19 protein-coding genes are annotated in these 20,858 nt (G+C 69.7%); 14 read left to right on the top strand and 5 right to left on the bottom strand.

Going from position 1 to position 20,858, the window contains the following annotated elements; genetic code table 11:
• The first annotated feature begins 226 nt into the window (after positions 1–226).
• The 4 genes from ACK1X7_RS14755 (at position 227) to ACK1X7_RS14740 (ending at position 3,377) form a co-directional block, all read left to right on the top strand.
• Positions 227–1,000, top strand: a complete 774-nt coding sequence (locus tag ACK1X7_RS14755; RefSeq protein ID WP_216346424.1) for a PspA/IM30 family protein — start codon at positions 227–229, stop codon at positions 998–1,000.
• Positions 1,001–1,039: 39 nt separating this feature from the next.
• A complete protein-coding gene (pspAA, locus tag ACK1X7_RS14750) occupies positions 1,040–1,318 on the top strand; it encodes a PspA-associated protein PspAA (protein ID WP_385151926.1) in 279 nt (92 codons plus the stop codon).
• 104 nt (positions 1,319–1,422) lie between these two features.
• Complete coding sequence (locus ACK1X7_RS14745; protein ID WP_385151929.1) at positions 1,423–2,700, top strand: sensor histidine kinase; 1,278 nt, start codon at positions 1,423–1,425, stop codon at positions 2,698–2,700.
• The gene (locus tag ACK1X7_RS14740; protein WP_385151932.1) at positions 2,700–3,377 is read left to right on the top strand and encodes a response regulator; all 678 of its coding nucleotides are present in this window, start codon (positions 2,700–2,702) and stop codon (positions 3,375–3,377) included. Before ACK1X7_RS14745 ends, ACK1X7_RS14740 begins: the two co-directional genes overlap by 1 nt.
• 463 nt (positions 3,378–3,840) lie before the next feature.
• Here ACK1X7_RS14740 and nadA read toward each other — a convergent pair whose 3' ends face one another.
• Positions 3,841–5,019, bottom strand: coding sequence for a quinolinate synthase NadA (gene nadA, locus ACK1X7_RS14735; RefSeq protein ID WP_361513306.1), 1,179 nt, complete (start codon positions 5,017–5,019; stop codon positions 3,841–3,843).
• A 236-nt stretch (positions 5,020–5,255) separates the two neighbouring features.
• Here nadA and ACK1X7_RS14730 point away from each other — a divergent pair, with 236 nt between their 5' ends.
• Complete coding sequence (locus ACK1X7_RS14730) at positions 5,256–5,609, top strand: HesB/IscA family protein (RefSeq protein ID WP_020871998.1); 354 nt, start codon at positions 5,256–5,258, stop codon at positions 5,607–5,609.
• Between the two features lie 94 nt (positions 5,610–5,703).
• Here ACK1X7_RS14730 and ACK1X7_RS14725 read toward each other — a convergent pair whose 3' ends face one another.
• Both ACK1X7_RS14725 and ACK1X7_RS14720 read right to left on the bottom strand, forming a co-directional pair.
• Positions 5,704–7,206, bottom strand: coding sequence for a hypothetical protein (locus ACK1X7_RS14725; protein WP_398159332.1), 1,503 nt, complete (start codon positions 7,204–7,206; stop codon positions 5,704–5,706).
• Positions 7,207–7,297: 91 nt separating this feature from the next.
• Positions 7,298–7,522, bottom strand: a complete 225-nt coding sequence (locus tag ACK1X7_RS14720; protein WP_385155491.1) for a hypothetical protein — start codon at positions 7,520–7,522, stop codon at positions 7,298–7,300.
• A gap of 171 nt (positions 7,523–7,693) precedes the next feature.
• On the opposite strand from ACK1X7_RS14720, the gene ACK1X7_RS14715 reads away from it, so the two are divergent.
• Entirely contained in the window at positions 7,694–8,668 is a 975-nt protein-coding gene (locus ACK1X7_RS14715) for a carbohydrate kinase family protein (RefSeq protein ID WP_385155488.1), read from the top strand.
• Positions 8,669–9,403: 735 nt separating this feature from the next.
• On the opposite strand, the gene ACK1X7_RS14710 is transcribed toward ACK1X7_RS14715, so the two are convergent.
• A complete protein-coding gene (locus tag ACK1X7_RS14710; protein ID WP_385155485.1) occupies positions 9,404–10,819 on the bottom strand; it encodes a cysteine desulfurase/sulfurtransferase TusA family protein in 1,416 nt (471 codons plus the stop codon).
• A 625-nt stretch (positions 10,820–11,444) separates the two neighbouring features.
• Between ACK1X7_RS14710 and coxB the strand changes: the two genes are divergently transcribed.
• The 4 genes from coxB to ACK1X7_RS14690 all read left to right on the top strand — a co-directional run bounded on the left by coxB (position 11,445) and on the right by ACK1X7_RS14690 (position 15,964).
• Positions 11,445–12,407: a cytochrome c oxidase subunit II gene (gene coxB, locus ACK1X7_RS14705; RefSeq protein ID WP_216345742.1), complete on the top strand. Its 963-nt coding sequence runs from the start codon at positions 11,445–11,447 to the stop codon at positions 12,405–12,407.
• Positions 12,404–14,143, top strand: coding sequence for a cytochrome c oxidase subunit I (gene ctaD / locus ACK1X7_RS14700; RefSeq protein WP_385155482.1), 1,740 nt, complete (start codon positions 12,404–12,406; stop codon positions 14,141–14,143). Before coxB ends, ctaD begins: the two co-directional genes overlap by 4 nt.
• Positions 14,140–14,538 (top strand): cytochrome c oxidase subunit 4, encoded by a 399-nt coding sequence (locus tag ACK1X7_RS14695; RefSeq protein ID WP_385155479.1) that lies wholly within the window; start codon positions 14,140–14,142, stop codon positions 14,536–14,538. Before ctaD ends, ACK1X7_RS14695 begins: the two co-directional genes overlap by 4 nt.
• A 178-nt stretch (positions 14,539–14,716) precedes the next feature.
• Entirely contained in the window at positions 14,717–15,964 is a 1,248-nt protein-coding gene (locus ACK1X7_RS14690; protein WP_385157155.1) for a L,D-transpeptidase, read from the top strand.
• Positions 15,965–15,985: 21 nt separating this feature from the next.
• On the opposite strand, the gene ACK1X7_RS14685 is transcribed toward ACK1X7_RS14690, so the two are convergent.
• A complete protein-coding gene (locus ACK1X7_RS14685) occupies positions 15,986–16,387 on the bottom strand; it encodes a hypothetical protein (RefSeq protein WP_014060073.1) in 402 nt (133 codons plus the stop codon).
• A gap of 211 nt (positions 16,388–16,598) precedes the next feature.
• Here ACK1X7_RS14685 and ACK1X7_RS14680 point away from each other — a divergent pair, with 211 nt between their 5' ends.
• From ACK1X7_RS14680 to ACK1X7_RS14665, 4 genes are all read left to right on the top strand, one after another.
• Positions 16,599–17,219, top strand: coding sequence for a cytochrome c oxidase subunit 3 (locus ACK1X7_RS14680; protein ID WP_059143403.1), 621 nt, complete (start codon positions 16,599–16,601; stop codon positions 17,217–17,219).
• Between the two features lie 69 nt (positions 17,220–17,288).
• Complete coding sequence (locus ACK1X7_RS14675) at positions 17,289–18,098, top strand: c-type cytochrome (protein ID WP_385157158.1); 810 nt, start codon at positions 17,289–17,291, stop codon at positions 18,096–18,098.
• A complete protein-coding gene (locus tag ACK1X7_RS14670) occupies positions 18,095–19,150 on the top strand; it encodes a ubiquinol-cytochrome c reductase iron-sulfur subunit (protein ID WP_385157161.1) in 1,056 nt (351 codons plus the stop codon). The genes ACK1X7_RS14675 and ACK1X7_RS14670 overlap by 4 nt, the downstream gene beginning before the upstream one ends.
• A complete protein-coding gene (locus ACK1X7_RS14665; protein ID WP_385157166.1) occupies positions 19,147–20,787 on the top strand; it encodes a cytochrome b in 1,641 nt (546 codons plus the stop codon). The genes ACK1X7_RS14670 and ACK1X7_RS14665 overlap by 4 nt, the downstream gene beginning before the upstream one ends.
• Positions 20,788–20,858 lie beyond the last annotated feature (71 nt).

Below are 20,858 nucleotides of genomic sequence, written 5' to 3'. Positions count from 1 at the left end.
CCAGCCTCAGAGGGAACGATCAGGCAACGGAGTCCCGCCGTATCGGGACACAGGGGACACACTCCTCCTTGCGCCGGAGGCTCCGGCGCTCCGATCGTCCTGGAGGAGGAGCGCGAGCGGGCTCGAACAGTGCGGTAATGGAAGCAGGGCCCGTAGGCTGGGTCTGTTGGAGTGCCGGAGTCACACGTCCGTCAGAAGGGGGCGCGCGAGGCCCATGAGCGGTGTCATGAAGCGTATGGGGATGATCTTCCGCGCGAAGGCCAACAAGGCCCTGGACCGGGCCGAGGACCCGCGCGAGACCCTTGACTACTCGTACCAGAAACAGCTTGAGCTGCTCCAGAAGGTGCGGCGCGGCGTTGCCGACGTGGCGACCTCGCGCAAGCGCCTCGAGCTCCAGCTCAACCAGTTGCAGGGGCAGTCCACCAAGCTGGAGGACCAGGGGCGCAAGGCGCTCGCGCTCGGCCGCGAGGACCTGGCCCGTGAGGCGCTCTCCCGCCGCGCCGCGCTTCAGCAGCAGGTCACCGACCTGGAGACGCAGCACCAGACGCTCCAGGGCGAGGAGGAGAAGCTGACCCTGGCCGCCCAGCGGCTCCAGGCCAAGGTCGACGCCTTCCGCACGCGTAAGGAGACCATCAAGGCCACCTACACCGCGGCCCAGGCGCAGACCCGGATCGGCGAGGCGTTCTCCGGCATCTCCGAGGAGATGGGCGACGTCGGCATGGCGATCCAGCGTGCCGAGGACAAGACGGCGCAGCTCCAGGCCCGCGCGGGCGCGATCGACGAGCTGCTGGCCTCCGGCGCCCTGGACGACCAGTCCGGTATGGCCAAGGACGACATCGCGGCCGAGCTCGACCGGATCTCCGGCGGTACGGACGTGGAGCTGGAGCTCCAGCGGATGAAGGCCGAGCTGGCCGGCGGCAGCCCGCAGCAGGCGATCGAGGGCGGCAAGACGGACCAGGGCCAGCAGTCCCAGACCCCGCACAAGTTCGACAAGCAGTAGCCCGCGCCCCGCCTGGGCGAGGTCTCCAAGGAGGTCGTCATGATCGTACGGATCATGGGGGAGGGCCAGGTGCGGGTGGCCGAAAGCCATCTGCCCGGACTGAACAGGCTGGACGACGAGCTGCTCACCGAGATCGAGGGCGGCGATCACGAGGGCTTCCGGAAGACCCTGGGCGCGCTGCTGGACGCGGTGCGCTCGGCCGGTGAGCCCCTGCCCGACGACGCGCTCCAGCCGTCCGAGCTGATCCTCCCCGCGGCCGGCGCGACCCTCGAGGAAGTCAAGGCGATGCTCAAGGACGACGGCCTCATTCCGGGCTAGTGCGGCGCACCCCCGGACCACACTCCAACACAGGTCCTGCCTCCCCTCACCGGCCGGGCACGGGCCGCCCATCGAGCCCGGGCGGCCCGCGGCGGCCCCTACCGTTGGATTCCGTGACTCCCCTCGCCGTCGGGCCGGGTCTGGCCCGTCCGCACCGCTGGCTGTGTGCCCACCCCCGCGCCCTGGACACCCTGGTGGCGATCGGGGTCCTCGCGCTGATCCTGATCGGCGCCGTGGCCAGTCCGCGCATGCGCCACCAGCCGCTGGGCCCCTTCTTCGTACTGCTGGCCGTGCTCGCCGCCGCCTCGCTGGTGTTCCGCCGCGATCTGCCCCGCGGGGTGCTCGCCTTCACCGTCGCCCTCACCCTCGTCGAGATCGTCACCAATGACGAGGGCCCGCCGCGCACCTCGATCGTGTTCGGGGTCGTGGTGGCGCTCTACACCGCCGCCACCCGCACCGACCGGCCCACCACCTGGCGGCTCGGCGCCGCCACGGCCGTGCTGCTCACCGGGGCCGGGATGCTCTTCGCGCTCAACCCCTGGTACTCGCAGGAGAACTGGGGCCTGTTCGCCTGGGCCGGGCTGGCCGCGGCCACCGGCGACGCGGTGCGCAGCCGGCGCGCCTATGTCGCCGCCATCGAGGAGCGGGCGGTGCGCGCCGAGCGCACCCGGGAGGAGGAGGCGCGCCGCCGGGTCGCCGAGGAGCGGCTGCGGATCGCCCGTGAGCTGCACGATGTCGTGGCCCATCACATCGCGCTGGTCAATGTCCAGGCCGGGGTCGCCTCCCATGTCATGGACAACCGCCCGGACCAGGCCAAGGAGGCGCTCGCCCACGTACGGCAGGCGAGCCGCTCGGCACTGGAGGAGCTGCGCGCCACGGTCGGCCTGCTGCGGCAGTACGGCGACCCCGCCGCCCCCACCGAACCGGCCCCCGGCCTCGCCGTCCTGGACCAGCTCGTGGACGGCTTCGTACGGGCCGGGATGCGGGTCCGGGTCCGGGCGGCGCCGCCCGAGGCGCTGGGCCCGCTGCCGGGCTCGGTGGACCTCACGGCGTACCGGGTCGTCCAGGAGGCGCTGACCAATGTGCACAAGCACGCCGGGCCCGGGGCCACCGCCGAGATCCGCATCGCCCGTGTCGGGGGCGCCGCCGGGAGCGCCCTGGAGGTCACGGTCGAGGACGACGGGGCGGGGACGCGGCCCGAGGGGCCGGAGGGGGAGCCCCCGGCGCCCGGGGAGGAGACCGGCGGCGGCGGACACGGCCTGCTGGGCATGCGTGAGCGGGTGTCCGCGCTGCGCGGCAGTTGCGAGGCGGCCCCCCTGCCCGAGGGCGGTTTCCGGGTGCGGGTGAGACTTCCTCTTCAGCCGCGTAGGGGAGGGGACTGATGACGATCAAGGTACTGCTCGCGGACGATCAGGCGCTGCTGCGCAGCGCGTTCCGCGTCCTGGTGGACTCCGAGGCGGATATGGAGGTGGTGGGGGAGGCGTCCGACGGTGCGCAGGCGGTGGAGATCGCCCGGGCCCGGGGCGCCGATGTCGTCCTGATGGACATCCGGATGCCCGGTACGGACGGGCTGGCCGCGACCCGCATGATCACCGAGGATCCGCAGCTCGCGGACGTCCGGGTGGTCATGCTGACGACCTTCGAGGTCGACGAGTACGTGGTGGACTCGCTGCGGGCGGGGGCCAGCGGCTTCCTCGGCAAGGGCGCCGAACCCGATGAGCTGCTCGCGGCGATCCGCATCGCGGCCGCGGGCGAGGCGCTGCTGTCCCCGACCGCGACCAAGGGGCTGATCGCCCGCTTCCTGGCCCAGGGCGACGGGAGCGGCGACGAGGGCGCCTATGACGCCTCCCGGCTGGACGCCCTCACCGTCCGCGAGCGCGAGGTCCTGGTCCAGGTCGGGGGCGGGCTGTCCAACGACGAGATCGCCGCCCGGCTGGAGGTCAGCCCGCTCACGGTCAAGACGCATGTCAACCGCGCGATGGCCAAGCTGGGCGCCCGCGATCGGGCCCAGCTCGTGGTGATCGCCTACGAGACGGGGCTGGTCCGCGCGGGCGCGTAGGGCTGTCCGGCAGGTGCTGTTCCCCTCCCCGCCCCTTCCCAAAACTGGGGCTGGTCCCAGACCCCGCGGGGCGCGTAGGGGGTTCTGTCCGGCAGGTCCGGGGGTTCCCTCCCCCGCCCCTCAGGCCCCGGACTGGGGGTTCTCTGCCCCAGACGGGGGTTCTGCCTCAGGCCCCGGACCGGGGCTCTGCCCGGGGTCCCGGTCTGGGGGTCTGTCCCGGGCCCCGGACGGGGGTTCTGCCTCAGACTCCGGACCGGGGCTCTGCCCGGGGTCCCGGTCCGGGGGTCTGTCCCAGACCCCGGACGGGGGGCTCTGCCTCAGACTCCGGACCGGGCTCCGCCCCAGACCCCAGACCCCGGGGGCTGGGGCGGAGCCCCAGTTGTGGGAAGGGGCGGGGAGGGGAAAGCAGCCCGCCGCGGGCGCCACGATCGTGCGCCCCGCCCCCATCGCCGAACAACGCCGCCTACGGCAGCGCCAGCATCCGCTCCAGGGCCAGCTTGGCGAAGTGCTCGGTCTCCTGGTCGACCTGGATGCGGTTGACCACCTTGCCGGCCGCCAGCGACTCCAGCGCCCAGACCAGATGCGGCAGATCGATCCGGTTCATGGTCGAGCAGAAGCAGACCGTCTTGTCGAGGAAGACGATCTCCTTGCCCTGGTCGGCGAAACGATTGGCCAGGCGACGTACGAGGTTCAGCTCGGTGCCGATCGCCCACTTCGAACCGGCGGGGGCGGCCTCCAGGGCCTTGATGATGTACTCGGTCGAGCCCACGTAGTCGGCCGCGGCCACGACCTCGTGCTTGCACTCGGGGTGCACCAGCACGTTCACACCCGGTATCCGTTCGCGCACATCGTTGACCGAGTCCAGCGAGAAGCGGCCGTGCACCGAGCAGTGGCCGCGCCACAGGATCATCGTCGCGGCGCGGAGCTGCTCGGGGGTGAGCCCGCCGTTCGGCTTGTGCGGGTTGTAGACGACGCAGTCCTCCAGCGACATGCCCATGTCGCGGACCGCCGTATTGCGCCCGAGATGCTGATCGGGCAGGAACAGCACCTTCTGCCCCTGCTGGAACGCCCACTCCAGGGCCCGCTCGGCATTGGAGGAGGTGCAGATCGTGCCGCCGTGCTTGCCGGTGAACGCCTTGATGTCGGCCGAGGAGTTCATGTACGAGACCGGCACCGTGGCCTCCGCGACGCCCGCCTCGGTCAGCACCTCCCAGCACTCGGCGACCTGCTCGGCCGTGGCCATGTCGGCCATCGAGCAGCCGGCCGCCAGATCGGGGAGGACGACCTGCTGGGCCTCGGTGGTGAGGATGTCGGCGGACTCGGCCATGAAGTGCACACCGCAGAAGACGATGTACTCGGCGTCCGGCCGCGCGGCCGCGTCCCGGGCCAGCTTGAAGGAGTCACCGGTGACATCGGCGAACTCGATGACCTCGTCGCGCTGGTAGTGGTGGCCGAGGACGAAGACCTTGTCCCCGAGCTTCTCCTTGGCCGCGCGGGCGCGGGCCACCAGATCCGGGTCGGAGGGCGCCGGAAGGTCTCCCGGGCACTCCACGCCGCGCTCGCTGCGGGGGTCGGCCTCCCGGCCGAGAAGCAGCAGAGCGAGCGGGGTCGGCTGCACATCGAGGGGCTGGGCGGTGGTCACGTCACGCACCCTTCTTTCTTCACTGGGAACCCTAATCGTCAGAATGACGCTATCTATCATAGCCGCTTCACGTCACTTTGACGAGAGACATTGTGTCGATGTGACGCATTCCGGTGTGTCCAGCCGTATGCGAGCATGAAGGGCAACAAGAGATAAACGCTGGGCCCGGAATGAATCCGGGGCGCCGTTGGTTGGTTCCAACGGCAAGTAGTCCGTACGACCCGGGAGAGAAGCAGATGACCGTTCAGGACGAGACCACCGCGAGCGAGGGCATCATCCTGTCCGACGCCGCCGCGTCGAAGGTCAAGAGCCTGCTGGAGCAGGAGGGCCGCGACGACCTCGCGCTGCGCGTCGCCGTCCAGCCCGGCGGCTGCTCCGGCCTGCGCTACCAGCTCTTCTTCGACGAGCGCTCGCTCGACGGCGACGTCGTCAAGGACTTCGGCGGCGTCAAGGTCGTGACCGACCGCATGAGCGCCCCGTACCTGGGCGGTGCCTCGATCGACTTCGTCGACACCATCGAGAAGCAGGGCTTCACCATCGACAACCCGAACGCCACGGGCTCCTGCGCCTGCGGCGACTCCTTTAGCTGAGCCCTGGGCACGGCGGAAGACAGCGAAACGGAAGGGGGCGGGCCCACCGGGCCCGCCCCCTTCCGCATGTCCCGCCGCGGCTCCCGCGGCCCGCTCACTTCCGCAGCGGCACCGTCTCACCGGTGGATCCGTCCACGACCTTCCGGCCGTCCAGCGGCTCCTTCAGCGTCACCTTCCGGTCCAACTGCTTGGCGATGAGGATGCAGGCCCGCCCCGGATGCTTCGGCTTGCTCTCGAGCTCCAGCGTCACCTGCTTCGAGGTCTCCTTCGCGGAGACCGAATAGGTGTTGCAGACACCGCCCCAGAAGCGCAGCGTCAGGGTCTTGCCGTCCACGCTGTACGAGGTGATGTCATCCGGCTTGGAGGTCTGCTCCCCCTTGCCCGGCCGGGTCGACGGGGAGTGGCCCGGCTCCTTGGCCTTCTTGATGAACTCCGGCTTCACCGCGGGGTAGGGCAGGGTGACCGCCACCCGGTTGGTCCCGGTCGGCTTGGTCTCGAAGATCCACGACGGCACCAGCGCCCGCCGGCCGTCCACCATGTGCGAGGCCAGGCCGAACGTCACCTTGCGCACGTCCACCTTGCCCGAGGGGCCATCGCCCTTGGCCGACGTCGAGTTGAGCCGCTCCAGCGCCTGCTCCGCGCTGAGCAGCGGATAGCTGTCGTCCTCCTTGGGCTTGGCCAGTGTGCCGCTGCCGCCGACCAACTGGCCGTCGGCGCCGACCTGGAGACTGGTCCCCCAGCCGTAGGTGGGCAGATCGCCCACCTTCGGATCGGCGTTCACCATCCGCACGGCGCCGTAGAGGCCACTCGCGTCCAGCTTCGCGTCCGACAGCCCGAGTGCCTCGAGCACCGGCTCGGCGGCGCGCTGGGCCTTCTCCTCGGATACGGCCTTGTCGCGGCCCTCGGTGGCGCCGTTGTCACCGCGCTTGTCGCCGTCGCGGTAGGACGGGCAGCTCTTGTCGGGCTTCTCCGCCCCATCGCCCTTGTCGGTCCGCACGGTCTTCTTCGCGTCCGGTTTCCCGTCCGGCTTTCCGTCCGGTTTCCCGTCCGGGTGGACGCAGGACGTACCGCCCGGCGACCCATAGCGCGAATACGACCAGCTTCCCGGTCCGGTCCGGCTCACCCGCAGCGTCGGGCCGCTCGCGTCCGGGGTGCCGCCGACCTTCCAATACCCGTGGTCGGCGCGCGGGCTGCCGGAGACGTCCAGCGCCTTCGCCAGCCGCGCCACATCGGCCTTGGTGACCTTCGGATCGGTCAGATAGACCGGGGCCTCCTTCGGCCCGTCCGGCAGCTTGCCCGTGACGACGTAGCGGCCGCCATGTGGATCGGGCTCACCGGGCGCGATGCCCTCATTCCCGCCTCGCTCACCGCCCGGGGTGGCGTAGGCGTCCAGCGCGAGGGGCTTGGGCGCTCCGTCCTCGCCCGCCGCGCCCGGACCGCGGGTCCCGCCGTCCGCCGCGGTGGAGGCCCAGTAGGCGCCGCCACCACCGGCGACCAGCACCGCGGCCGCCACCGAAACGACGGCCAGCGGCGAGCGCCGGCGCGGCCGGGGAGTGTCGTCGGGGGTCTGCGGGGTGTCGGTGTCCTCGGTGCTCACCGTTTCGCTCCTTTGGCTCCGCTCACGTTCTACGGTCCCATCCCTCGCGAGGAGATGCCGATGAGACGGAGCCGGGGCGCGCCCGGTTCCTTCAGTCGCCGTAGTCCGACATGCCGGCCAGCAGATCGGCCGATGCCGGAGGCACCGTGATCCCCCGGATGCGGGAGTGGGCGACCGGTGAAACATGCCTGGCCGTAGGCGATACGGTGGCCGCCCAGTGCGGCGCCATCCGGGCCCCGTCGCCGCGCAGCTCCTCCAGATACTCGGGCTCGATGGCTCCGGTGGCGGGAAGGGCGGGGCTGAGGTGCTGGGGCATGATGCCTCCTGGTCCATGGGGGTCGCCGACGCGTACCCCCGTGCACGCACCGTATTCAGCGGGTGTCGGTGAAGAAAGCCCTACTATTGGGTAGTTTCTTCCGTTCGTATGGGCCGGGCTGAGCAGATAGCGTGAAGCGTCCGATCTCTCCGCCCCCGCAGGAGCGACTCCGTGCGTATTGCCGTAACCGGCTCCATCGCCACCGACCATCTGATGTCCTTCCCCGGCCGTTTCGCCGATCAGCTCGTCGCCGATCAGCTTCATACGGTCTCCCTCTCCTTCCTGGTGGACACCCTCGATGTCCGCCGTGGAGGAGTCGGCCCCAACATCTGTTTCGGCATGGGCGTGCTCGGCCTGAGCCCGATCCTGGTCGGCGCGGCCGGTGAGGACTTCGCCGACTACCGCGCCTGGCTGGACCGGCACGGTGTGGACACCGCGTCCGTCCATATCTCCGAGGTCAAGCACACCGCGCGCTTCGTCTGCACCACCGACGCCGATCACAACCAGATCGCGTCCTTCTACACCGGCGCCATGAGCGAGGCCCGCCAGATCGAGCTCCAGCCGATCGCGGAGCGCGCCGGCGGCCTCGACCTCGTGCTGATCAGCGCGGACGACCCGGAGGCCATGGTCCGCCACACCGAGGAGTGCCGCTCGCGCAGCATCCCCTTCGCGGCCGACCCCTCCCAGCAGCTCGCCCGCATGGAGGGGGAGGACATCCGGCTGCTGATCGGCGGCGCGGAATACCTCTTCACCAATGAGTACGAGGCCGCGCTGATCGAGACCAAGACCGGCTGGACCGCGGACCAGATCCTCGCCAAGATCGGCACCCGGGTCACCACGCTGGGCGCGCAGGGCGTGCGCATCGACCGCGAGGGCGAGGAGCCCGTCGTCGTCGGCTGCCCGGAGGAGGACCAGAAGGCCGACCCGACCGGCGTCGGCGACGCCTTCCGCGCGGGCTTCCTCTCCGGTCTGTCCTGGAACCTCTCGCTCGAGCGCGCCGCCCAGGTGGGCTGCATGCTGGCGACGCTGGTCATCGAGACGATCGGCACCCAGGAGTACGAGCTGCGCCGGGGCCACTTCATGGAGCGCTTCGCCAAGGCGTACGGACATGAGGCCGCGGGCGAGATCGCACCCCACCTCCCCTGAACCCCACCGGGCGCCCAGGGGGCAGCCGCCCCCTGGGCCCCGCCGCGACGGTGACTCCGCGCGGCTCCGGCTGTGGTCCTTGGACCCCGCGTGGCTGCCCGCGGCTTGGCCGTAGCCCCTGGTGGCAAGCCACGCGCGTCCCACTGCCCCTGATCCCGCTGGGCGCCCGGGGGGCTCCCGGCCCCCTGGGGTCCGCCGCGACCGCGGCTCCGCTGTGATCCCATGGGCCCCGCCTGGCTGCCCGCGGCTGTGCCGTAGCGCGGCTCCGTTGCAGTCGCCCGAGCCCCGCCGTGGCTCCCCGCGACTTCGCCGTGGCTCCCCCCGGCTCCGTGCAGTTCCCTGGGCCCTGCCCGCCTGGCTGCCCGCGATTCCGCTGTAGTCGCCTGGGCCCGCTGGTGCCCAAGGGGCCCCGCTGGTGCCCAAGGGGCCCCGCTGGGGCCTAGGCGCGGCGGCGGATCCGGTAGGCCATGACCACCCCACCTCCCCTGGACCCCGAAGGGCGCCGAGGGGCCTGCCGCTCCCTAGGGCCTGCCGCTCCCTAGGGCCCGCCGCGGCCGTGGCTCCTACGGATCCGCCGTAGCCCTTGGGCCCCGCCTGGCTCCCTTGCGACTTCGCCGTAGCTCCTGAATCCCGACTGGCTCCCGCGGCTTCGCCGTAGCTCTGTGGGCCCCGCCAGGCTACCCGCGGCTCCGCCGTGGTCGCCTGGGCCCACCAGTGCTCAAGGGCCCCCGGGGCCTAGGCGCGGCGGCGGATCCGATAGGCCGTGCCTCGGTCGGCCGGTCGCTCGCCCTCGTAGGTCTGGCCTCGCATCTCGCACCAGGCCGGGATGTCCAGCCGGGCCGCCTCGTCGTCGGACAGCACCACCACCACACCGCCCACGGGCACCTCGCCGATCACCTTGGCCAGTTCGATCACCGGGATCGGGCACCGCTTGCCGAGCGAGTCGACCACCAGCTCGACCTCGGGCTCGCGTTCGGGCTCGGGGTCCGGGGCGACGGCGGCCCCGGAAGGCGTCGGCGCGCCCAAGCCCTCCCGCACCCGCGCCACTACCCCCGGCAGTACCTCCAGGAACCGGTCCACCTCCGCCTCGGCCGTACCGCGCGGAAGCGAGACCCGGACATTGCCCTCGGACAGCACCCCCATGGCCCGCAGCACATGGCTCGGGGTCAGCGTGGACGAGGTGCAGGAGGAGCCGGACGAGACCGAGAACTCCGCGCGGTCCAGCTCATGGAGAAGCGCCTCTCCGTCGACATAGAGACAGGAGAAGGTCACCAGATGCGGCAGCCGCCGCTCCGGATCGCCGACCACCTCGACGTCCGGCACCAGCTCCGGCACCCGCGCCCGGATCCGGTCCACCAGCCCCCGCAGCCGCTCCGCCTCCGCGGCGGCCTCCGCCCGGACGGCCCGCAGCGAGGCGGCCGCGGCGACGATGGCGGGGAGGTTCTCGAACCCGGGGGAGCGACCCGACTCCCGCTCGTCGGTGGGCGGGACCGTACGGAAGCGCACCCCCTTGCGCACCGCGAGCAGTCCCACTCCCGCAGGGCCGCCCCATTTGTGGGCACTTGCCGTCAAGAGCGACCAATTGCCCTCCGTGGGGCCCCAGCCGAGCGACTGCGCCGCGTCCACCAGCAGCGGTACGCCCGCCGCCGCGCACTCCTCGGCCGCTTCGGCGACCGGCTGCCGGGTGCCGACCTCGTGGTTGGCGGACTGTAGACAGGCCAGGGCCACCCCGTCCGGGGCCTCCCGCAGGGCCGCCCTGTACGCACCCGGCGCGACCCGCCCCGTACGGTCCACCGGGACCTCGGTGACCGTGCCTCCGTCCGCCTCGTGCGCGGCCGCCGTGTGCAGCACCGAGGAGTGCTCCACGGCGGAGACGACCAGACGGCGTCCCGCGCGCCGCCGGCCCGCGAGCGCCCCCGCGATGCCGTCGTACACCGCGCGTGTCCCCGAAGAAGTGAAGACCAGCTCGTCCGGGCGGCACCCGACGGCCTCGGCCGCCGCCTCCCGCGCGGCGTCCAGCAGCAGCCGGGCCCGCCGCCCTTCCCGGTAGAGACGTGCGGGGTCGGCCCACCCCTCGTCGAGCGCGGCGAGGAGCGCCTGCCGGGCGACGGGGTGCAGAGGAGCGGACGAGGCCATGTCGAAGTAGGGCACATACGGAACGCTAGTCGCCGCGACAACCAAACGGACGGGCACGCCCCACGAGGGGCGCCTCCGGCGCCGCAACGGGGTCCGCACCGTCGCCCGGAGCGTGGGTCGCGCCGCGACCGAGACCGCACCGCGCCCGGAGCCACGTCCGCACCGCGGCCGGAGCCGAGGTCGCACCGTCGCGCCCGGAGCGGGGTCCGCGCCGCCACCGGAACCGAGACCGCACCGCGCCCGGGGCCAGGACCGCACCGCGACCAGACCCGAGGTCGCACCGGGGCCGGACCAGGGACCACACCCGGCGGCAGCCGGGCCCGTAGCCGGACCCGCAACCGGGGCCGGAGCAGGGGGCACCCCCGGCCGCGGTCGGGCCCGTGGTCGGGCCCGCGGGCAGGCCCCCAACCAGGGCCGGAGTTCGGGGTGACACCGCACCGGAAATCGTGGCCGGAGCCCGGGATTCCACCCCTTCGTGGAGCGCCCCGGCGCGTTGGGCACCCTCCCCGCGCGACCCCAAATGGCGTCCAGTAGGGTTTGGTCCGCATAAACATCCAAACCCCTGCCCGCACTGGGCCGGCGACCGACCAGAAGACGGCCGCGGCCGACCGCGCGGGCGAGACTCTCGGGAAGGCGCTACGTGAGTCCCAACGGCTCCGACCGCTCGTCGCGGCGCCCGGTGCGGCGGAAGCTGCTGCAGGCGCTGGCCGCGGGCTTGGTCCTGGCGACCGCCACCGGTTGCACATCAAAGGACTTCCCCCGCCTCGGAATGCCTACCCCCGTCACGGAGGAGGCGCCGCGGATCCTCTCCCTGTGGCAGGGCTCGTGGGCGGCGGCGCTCGCCACGGGCGTCCTGGTCTGGGGCCTGATCATCTGGGCGGTCATCTTCCACCGTCGCAGCAGGACCAAGATCGAGGTTCCCGCGCAGACCCGGTACAACATGCCGATCGAGGCGCTGTACACCGTGGTCCCGATCATCATCGTCTCGGTGTTGTTCTACTTCACCGCACGCGATGAGAACGCGCTGCTCAAGACCTCCAAGAAGCCCGACCACGTGGTCAACGTGGTGGGCTATCAGTGGAGCTGGGGCTTCAACTACATGGAGAACGTGGACGGGAGCACCGCCAGTCCGAAGCAGGAAGCCAAGGAGATCTCCTCGATCCCCAAGCGCATGCTCAAGGCCGTCCCCAAGGGCGCCGAGGGCGTCTACGAGGCCGGCACCCCCGGTGAGCGGAACCCGCAGACCGGCAACCCGGGTCCGACCCTGTGGCTGCCCAAGGGCGAGTCGGTCCAGTTCATCCTGACGTCCCGCGATGTCATCCACTCGTTCTGGGTGATCCCCTTCCTGATGAAGATGGACGTCATCCCGGGGCACACCAACCGTTTCGAGGTCACCCCGAACCGCGAGGGCACCTTCATGGGCAAGTGCGCCGAGCTGTGCGGCGTCGACCACTCCCGGATGCTCTTCAACGTCAAGGTCGTGTCGCCGGAGCGTTACCAGCAGCACCTCAAGGACCTGGCGAAGAAGGGCCAGACCGGCTACATCCCGGCGGGCATTGCGCAGACGGACGCCGCCAAGAACGCGGAGACCAAGATCCAGTGAGCATCCTCAACGAACCCCAGGGTGCCGGTACTACCGCCTCGCAAGAGCGGGAGATTCCGGTGCGTCGGAAGCAGCCGGGCAATGTCGTCGTCAAGTGGCTGACCACCACCGACCACAAGACGATCGGCACGCTCTACCTCGTCACGTCGTTCGCGTTCTTCTGCATCGGCGGCCTGATGGCGCTCTTCATGCGCGCCGAGCTGGCCCGTCCGGGCACGCAGATCATGTCGAACGAGCAGTTCAACCAGGCGTTCACCATGCATGGCACGATCATGCTGCTGATGTTCGCCACCCCGCTGTTCGCGGGCTTCACGAACTGGATCATGCCGCTTCAGATCGGTGCGCCCGATGTGGCGTTCCCGCGGCTGAACATGTTCGCGTACTGGCTGTATCTCTTCGGCTCGCTGATCGCGGTGGGCGGGTTCCTGACCCCGCAGGGCGCGGCCGACTTCGGCTGGTTCGCCTACTCCCCGCTGTCGGACGCGGTCCGTTCGCCGGGTGTGGGCGCGGACATGTGGATCATGGGTCTGGCCCTCTCCGGCTTCGGCACGATCCTCGGTGCGGTCAACTTCATCACCACGATCATCTGCATGCGCGCTCCGGGCATGACGATGTTCCGCATGCCGATCTTCACCTGGAACGTGCTGCTGACCGCGGTGCTGGTGCTGCTCGCCTTCCCGGTGCTGGCCGCCGCGCTGTTCGCCCTGGAGGCGGACCGAAAATTCGGGGCACATGTCTTCGACGCGGCCAATGGCGGCGCGTTGCTCTGGCAACACCTCTTCTGGTTCTTCGGCCATCCAGAGGTGTACATCATCGCGCTACCGTTCTTCGGCATCATTTCCGAGGTCATTCCGGTCTTCTCCCGGAAGCCGATGTTCGGTTACATCTCCCTGATCGCCGCGACGATTTCGATCGCCGGTCTCTCGGTGACGGTGTGGGCCCACCACATGTATGTCACCGGCGGAGTGCTGTTGCCGTTCTTCTCGTTCATGACGTTCCTCATCGCGGTGCCGACCGGAATCAAGTTCTTCAACTGGATCGGCACGATGTGGAAGGGGTCGCTGAGCTTCGAGACCCCGATGCTCTGGGCGATCGGCTTCCTGATCACCTTCACCTTCGGTGGTCTGACCGGTGTGATCCTGGCGTCGCCGCCGATGGACTTCCACGTCTCGGACACCTACTTCGTGGTGGCCCACTTCCACTACGTGGTGTTCGGCACCGTGGTCTTCGCGATGTTCGCCGGATTCCACTTCTGGTGGCCCAAGTTCACCGGCAAGATGCTGGACGAGCGGCTCGGCAAGATCACCTTCTGGACGCTGTTCGTGGGCTTCCACGGCACGTTCCTGGTGCAGCACTGGCTGGGCGCCGAGGGCATGCCCCGCCGGTACGCCGACTACCTGGCGGCCGACGGCATCACCACGCTGAACACCATCTCGACCATCAGCTCCTTCCTGCTGGGCCTGTCGATCCTGCCGTTCCTCTACAACGTCTGGAAGACCGCCAAGTACGGCAAGAAGGTCGAGGTCGACGACCCCTGGGGCTACGGCCGTTCGCTGGAGTGGGCGACCTCCTGCCCGCCCCCGCGGCACAACTTCCTCACCCTGCCGCGGATCCGCTCCGAATCCCCGGCGTTCGACCTGCACCACCCGGAGATCGCGGCGCTCGACCAGCTCCAGAACCACGGTGCGCCCGACGAGGACAAGGCCCTCGCGGGTGGTAAGGAGGCCGGCAAGTGAAGGTCCAAGGCCGGATGTTCGTCTGGCTGGCCGTCTTCATCCTCGTCATGGCGATCGTCTATGGCGTGTGGTCGAAGGAGCCGGCCGGCACCACCGCGCTCTTCCTGGCCTTCGGGCTGAGCATCATGATCGGCTTCTACCTGGCCTTCACGGCACGCCGGGTGGATGTCGGAGCGCAGGACAACAAGGACGCGGATGTCGCGGACGACGCCGGCGAGCTGGGATTCTTCTCCCCGCATAGCTGGCAGCCGCTCTCCCTGGGCGTCGGTGGCGCCCTGGCCTTCCTGGGCGTCATCTTCGGCTGGTGGCTGCTCTTCTTCTCGGCCCCGATCATCATGGTCGGTCTCTTCGGCTGGGTCTTCGAGTACTACCGCGGCGAGAACGCCAACCAGTAACCGGCCAGTCGGCCGACGCGACCGGCGAAACGAGCGGGGCCCGGACACCTCCCCAGGTGTCCGGGCCCCGCTCGGCGTCCCGGGCCGGGCGCCGGGCCGTGGCCCCCGGTGGGCCGCCGGTTCACCCCGCTGCCTCACTCCGCGCGCCGTTCATGGACGCCGTTCTTAGGTTGGCTCCATGAGCCACACACCTCGATCACTCCGAAGCCGGGCGGTGCTGACCTGCGCCCTGCTGGTGGCGCCGCTGATAGCGGGTGTGAGCGGATGCGCGGGATCTCCCGACCCCCTGTCCGCCAAGCCGTACGACGCCGCCGACCAGATCTCGTTCAGCGGTGACGGCGACGGCCGCAAGGCCGATCCGGACAAGCCGCTCGAAGTCACCGCCAAGGGCGACGACAGCCGGATCACGGACGTCACGGCCACCGACGCGGCGGGCCGCTACGTCCGCGGCGAGCTGGCGGATGACGGCAGGCACTGGCGCAGTACCGTGCCGCTGGCCGCGGGCGCCCACTACACGCTGAAGGTGTCCACAGAGGACTCCAACGGCGCTCCTGGCCGCCGTACCGTCGACTTCACCACCAGCTCCGCCCGCCGGCTGCTGAAGGTCACCTTCGGCCCCAAGGCGGGGGAGTACGGGGTGGGGCAGCCCATCACGGCCAAGCTGAGCCGGCCCGTCAAGGACCCCTCGGCCCGCGCCGTGATCGAGCGTGCCCTGAAGGTGGACTCACGGCCCGCCGTGGAGGGCGTCTGGCACTGGGTGGACAGCCGCAACCTGCACTACCGCCCGCAGGAGTACTGGCCCGCCCACGCCACCATCACGGCCCACTCCAACCTCAAGGGCATCAGGATCGGCGGTGGGCTCTACGGCGGCGATGCCAAGTCGCTGCGGCTGACCACCGGCGACCGCCTGGAGGCGCTCACCGACTCCGGCACCCACCAGATGACGGTGAAGCGCAACGGGGTCCCGATCCGGACCATCCCGATCACCACCGGTATGCCCGGATTCGACACTCGGAACGGCATCAAGGTGGTGCTGGCCAAGGAATCCGCCGTACGGATGACGGGCGCCAGCATCGGGCTCGGCGCCGGCTCCTACGACCTGATGGTCTACTGGGCCGCCCGGGTGACCAAGAGCGGCGAATACGTCCATGCCGCGCCCTGGTCCACCGGTTCGCAGGGCTACGCCAACGTCAGCCACGGCTGTACGGGTATGAGCACGGCGAACGCCGAGTGGTTCTTCAACACCGTGCGCCTGGGCGACATCGTCCAGGTCGTACACAGCAACGGAGACGATATGGCGCCGTTCAGCAACGGCTACGGCGACTGGAACATGGCCTGGGCGGACTGGCGCAAGGGCAGCGCCGTCTCCGGCGGCCAGTCCGACGCCACGACCGCCGACTCCGCCCGGCTCCGCCCCCAGGTCTGAGCAGGGGTGCGGACGGTGCGGTCAGGCGCCCACGGAGAGCCGCCGGCGGAGCAGCCCGGCCAGTGCGTCCGCCAGGGCCACCGGGTCCACCGGATGCGTGACGGCGGCCTCCGCGCGGCTCCAGGTGGCCAGCCAGGCGTCCTGCGGGCGGCCGATGAGCAGCAGCACCGGCGGGCACTGGAAGATCTCGTCCTTGATCTGCCGGCAGACGCCCATCCCGCCCGCGGGCGCCGTCTCACCGTCGAGCACACAGGCGTCGATGCCGCCCTCCTCCAGCGCCGAGAGAACGGCCGGGAGGGTGGCGCACTCCAGAAATTCCACCGGTGGCACATCGGCGGCGGGCCGCCGCCCGGCCGCGAGGCGCACCTGTTCGCGGGTGCTCGCGTCATCGCTGTAGACCAGCACCGTTGCGATCGGCCGCATCATGACCTCCGGGCGAAGTAAGTGATCTGCCGGGCTCCTGTGGCGGATGCTACTCCCGTACAGCCGTCCGGAGGAGGGGGCGTACGGATCTCTCCCTCCTTCGGGGGACGGTCCCGAACAACCCCGACGAGCAGGGTCGATGCCCCCGCCACGGTCCTTGACACTCCGAACGGGACCCCCGGGAGTGAGCGCTGGATAAGCGACCGACATAATGTCGGTCGTGGCGACAGCAACAGCAGTAGAAACCGGGCACGCGCACCCGTCGGTCAACCGGCCGAACCTCACCAGCGTCGGAACCATCATCTGGCTGAGTTCCGAGCTGATGTTCTTCGCGGCCCTCTTCGCGATGTACTTCACCCTGCGATCGGTGACCGGAGCCGAGCACTGGAAGGAAATGGCGTCCGCGCTGAACTTCCCGTTCTCCGCGACGAACACCACGATCCTGGTGCTCTCCTCCCTCACCTGCCAGCTCGGCGTCTTCGCCGCCGAGCGCGGCGACGTGAAGAAGCTGCGCACCTGGTTCGTGATCACCTTCATCATGGGCGCGATCTTCATCGGCGGTCAGATCTTCGAATACACCGAGCTGGTCAAGAAGGATGGGCTCTCGCTCTCCTCCGACCCGTACGGCTCGGTGTTCTACCTGACCACCGGCTTCCACGGCATGCATGTGACGGGCGGCCTGATCGCCTTCCTGTTTGTCCTGGGCAGGACGTACGCGGCCAAGAGGTTCACCCACCAGCAGGCGACGGCGGCCATCGTCGTGTCCTACTACTGGCACTTCGTCGATGTCGTCTGGATCGGCCTCTTCGCCACGATCTACATGATCAAGTAAGCCGGTCACCGCACCGGAACCACGTCCTTAACAGCATCGACGCAGAAGATCCTGACACCGGGGTAATCCGTGAAAAAGCTCTCCGCACGACGGCGCCATCCGCTGGCTGCGCTCGTCGTCCTACTCTTCGCGCTGGCGGTCACTGGGGGGCTGTACGCCGCGTTTTCGCCGAGCGAGGCGAAGGCCGACGACAGCTCCGCCCAGTCCCTCGCCATCGAGGAGGGCAAGAAGCTCTATGCCGTCGGCTGCGCAAGCTGCCATGGCACGGGCGGTCAGGGGACCTCTGACGGCCCGAGCCTGGTCGGCGTCGGCTCCGCCGCCGTGGACTTCCAGGTCGGCACCGGCCGGATGCCCGCGCAGCAGCCGGGCGCTCAGGTGCCGAAGAAGAAGAAGATCTACTCGGACGCCGAGATCGAGCAGCTCGCCGCCTACATCGCCTCGCTCGGTGCGGGTCCGGTGACGCCCACCAAGAGCGAGTACAGCCCGGAAGGCGCGGATGTCGCGAAGGGCGGGGAGCTCTTCCGTACGAACTGCGCGCAGTGCCACAACTTCGCCGGTAAGGGTGGTGCCCTCACCAACGGCAAGTACGCACCGGGTCTGGACGGGGTCAGCCCCAAGCACCTCTACGAGGCCATGCAGACCGGCCCGCAGAACATGCCCAACTTCCCCGACACCGTGATGCCGGCGAAGAACAAGCAGGACATCATCGCCTACCTCGACACGGTCAACAGCGACAAGAGCAAGACCCCCGGTGGCCTCGAGCTCGGCGGGCTCGGCCCGGTGAGCGAGGGTCTGTTCGGCTGGGTCTTCGGTATGGGCGCGATGATCGTCCTCACCATCTGGGTCGCCGCCCGGACCGCAAAGGCCAAGAAGTCATGAGTAGCCACGAGATTTCAGAAGCAGAAGACAAGCTGCCGGAAGAGCGAGGGACCGAGAGCGCCGTAAGGCCGGTCGAGGACCCGTTCGCCGACCCGGGGCTGCCCCCGCACGAGCACCGTGTGCAGGACATCGACGAGCGGGCCGCACGGCGTTCCGAGCGCACCGTCGCCCTGCTCTTCACGGTCTCGATGGTGGCCACGATCGCCTTCATCGCCGCGTATGTGGCGCTCCCGGTCGACAAGTACATCTATGTCTTCCCGATCGGGCACATCAGCGCGCTCAACTTCGCGCTCGGTGTGACGCTCGGCATCGCGCTGTTCTCCATCGGCGCGGGCGCGGTCCACTGGGCCCGCACCCTGATGTCCGACGAGGAGATCGCCGACGAGCGGCACCCCATCGAGGCCAGCCCCGAGGTGAAGTCGAAGGTCCTCGAGGACTTCGCGGCCGGTGCCAAGGAGTCCGGCTTCGGCCGGCGCAAGCTGGCCCGCAACACCCTCTTCGGCGCGCTCGCGCTGGTGCCGCTCTCCGGCGTCGTGCTGCTGCGCGACCTCGGTCCGCTGCCGGGCACCAAGCTGCGGCACACCAAGTGGGCCAAGGGCAAGCGGCTGATGAACTACAACACCATGCAGCCGCTGCGCCCCGAGGACATCTCCGTCGGTTCGCTCACCTTCGCCATGCCCGAGGGCATGAGCGAGGACCAGCACGACTTCCAGACGGAGATCGCCAAGGCGGCCCTGATGCTGGTCCGGCTTCAGCCGGAGAACATCAAGGACAAGCGCGAGCTGGACTGGTCGCACGAGGGCATCGTCGCGTTCTCCAAGGTCTGCACCCACGTCGGCTGCCCGATCAACCTCTATGAGCAGCAGACGCACCACGTCCTGTGCCCCTGCCACCAGTCGACCTTCGACCTCTCCGACGGTGGCCGAGTGATCTTCGGTCCGGCCGGTCACGCGCTGCCGCAGTTGCGGATCCGGGCCAACGACCAGGGGTACCTCGAAGCCATGGGCGACTTCCCGGAGCCCGTCGGTCCTGCTTACTGGGAGCGCGGATGAGTACTACAAGCGACAGCGGTGCGCAGCAGCGCCGCGGCAAAGCGCCCGCGGGCGAGCGTGTCGCCGACTGGGCCGATGGCCGGCTGGGCGTCTACAGCCTGGCCAAGGCCAATATGCGCAAGATCTTCCCGGACCACTGGTCCTTCATGCTGGGCGAGGTCTGCCTCTACAGCTTCATCATCATCATCCTCACGGGTGTGTATCTGACGCTGTTCTTCCACCCCAGCATGGAAGAGGTCGTGTACCACGGCCCGTACGTCCCGATGCAGGGCGTGCGGATGTCCGAGGCGTTCGCCTCGACGCTGGACATCAGCTTCGAGGTGCGGGGCGGTCTGCTGATCCGGCAGATCCACCACTGGGCCGCGCTGGTCTTCCTGTGCGGCATGTTCACGCACATGATGCGCGTGTTCTTCACCGGTGCGTTCCGCAAGCCGCGTGAGATCAACTGGCTCTTCGGCTTCCTGCTGTTCTTCCTCGGCATGCTGACCGGCTTCACCGGCTACTCGCTCCCCGACGACCTGCTCTCCGGCACCGGTCTGCGGTTCATCGAGGGCGTGTTCCTGTCGATCCCGGTGGTCGGCACCTACATCTCGATGTTCGTCTTCGGCGGCGAGTTCCCCGGGATGGACCTCATCCCGAGGCTCTACCCGGTCCACGTCCTGCTGCTGCCGGGCATCATGCTCGGCCTGCTGGTGGCGCACCTGATCCTGGTCTTCTACCACAAGCACACGCAGTACCCCGGGGCCGGAAAGACCGAGAAGAACGTCGTCGGCATGCCCCTGCTGCCGGTCTACATGGCCAAGGCGGGCGGCTTCTTCTTCCTGGTCTTCGGTGTGATCGCGGTCCTGTCCGCGGTCGCGACCATCAACCCGGTGTGGACCATCGGTCCCTACCGGCCCGACCAGGTGTCCACCGGCGCCCAGCCCGACTGGTACATGGGCTTCGCCGAGGGTCTGGTCCGGGTGATGCCCGGCTGGGAGATCACCGCCTGGGGCCACACGCTCGTCCTGGGCGTGTTCATCCCGATCGTGCTCTTCCCGCTGGTCCTCTTCGCGATCGGGCTCTACCCGTTCATCGAGTCCTGGATCACCGGCGACAAGCGCGAGCACCACATCCTGGACCGCCCGCGCAACGCCCCGACCCGTACGGCCTTCGGCGTCGCCTGGCTGACCGCGTACTTCGTGATGCTGATCGGTGGCGGTAACGACCTGTGGGCCACCCACTTCCACCTGTCGATCAACTCGATCACGTGGTTCGTGCGGATCGGCTTCTTCGCCGGCCCGGTCCTGGCCTTCATCGCCACCAAGCGGATCTGCCTCGGCCTCCAGCGGCGCGACCGCGACAAGGTGCTGCACGGCCGTGAGACCGGCATCATCAAGCGGCTGCCGCACGGTGAGTTCGTCGAGGTCCACGAGCCGCTCGCGCCGGAGCAGTTGCACATGCTGACCCAGCACGAGCAGCCCGAGCCCTATGAGATCGGCCCCGAGACCGACGAGAACGGGGTCAAGCGGAAGGTGACGCCCGCGCAGCGGATCCGTTCCAAGCTCTCCAAGGGCTACTACGGCGAGGACAACGTCATTCCGAAGCCGACCCGCGAGGAGTACCACGAGATCACCAGCGGCCACGGCCACCACTGATCTCCGCCGTACCGCTCTCGCACGCAAGCTGAACGCCACAGACCAGGGCCCCGGCCCGGACCACACGGTCC

The sequence above is a fragment of the Streptomyces sp. CY-1 genome (assembly GCF_047218265.1).
Classification (GTDB): domain Bacteria; phylum Actinomycetota; class Actinomycetes; order Streptomycetales; family Streptomycetaceae; genus Streptomyces; species Streptomyces niphimycinicus.
Note: the sequence above shows the minus strand (reverse complement) of the source record. Positions and strands in the feature narration are given on the sequence as shown.

Bases quoted from the DNA above. Each gene is read 5' to 3' on its own strand.
- ACK1X7_RS14755 (WP_216346424.1), top strand. From the start codon at position 227: ATGAAGCGTATGGGGATGATCTTCCGCGCGAAGGCCAACAAGGCCCTG.
- ACK1X7_RS14690 (WP_385157155.1), top strand. From the start codon at position 14,717: ATGAGCCACACACCTCGATCACTCCGAAGCCGGGCGGTGCTGACCTGC.
- ACK1X7_RS14740 (WP_385151932.1), top strand. From the start codon at position 2,700: ATGACGATCAAGGTACTGCTCGCGGACGATCAGGCGCTGCTGCGCAGC.
- ACK1X7_RS14730 (WP_020871998.1), top strand. From the start codon at position 5,256: ATGACCGTTCAGGACGAGACCACCGCGAGCGAGGGCATCATCCTGTCC.
- ACK1X7_RS14670 (WP_385157161.1), top strand. From the start codon at position 18,095: ATGAGTAGCCACGAGATTTCAGAAGCAGAAGACAAGCTGCCGGAAGAG.
- ACK1X7_RS14720 (WP_385155491.1), bottom strand. From the start codon at position 7,522: ATGCCCCAGCACCTCAGCCCCGCCCTTCCCGCCACCGGAGCCATCGAG.
- ACK1X7_RS14665 (WP_385157166.1), top strand. From the start codon at position 19,147: ATGAGTACTACAAGCGACAGCGGTGCGCAGCAGCGCCGCGGCAAAGCG.
- pspAA (WP_385151926.1), top strand. From the start codon at position 1,040: ATGATCGTACGGATCATGGGGGAGGGCCAGGTGCGGGTGGCCGAAAGC.
- ACK1X7_RS14685 (WP_014060073.1), bottom strand. From the start codon at position 16,387: ATGCGGCCGATCGCAACGGTGCTGGTCTACAGCGATGACGCGAGCACC.
- ACK1X7_RS14680 (WP_059143403.1), top strand. From the start codon at position 16,599: ATGTCGGTCGTGGCGACAGCAACAGCAGTAGAAACCGGGCACGCGCAC.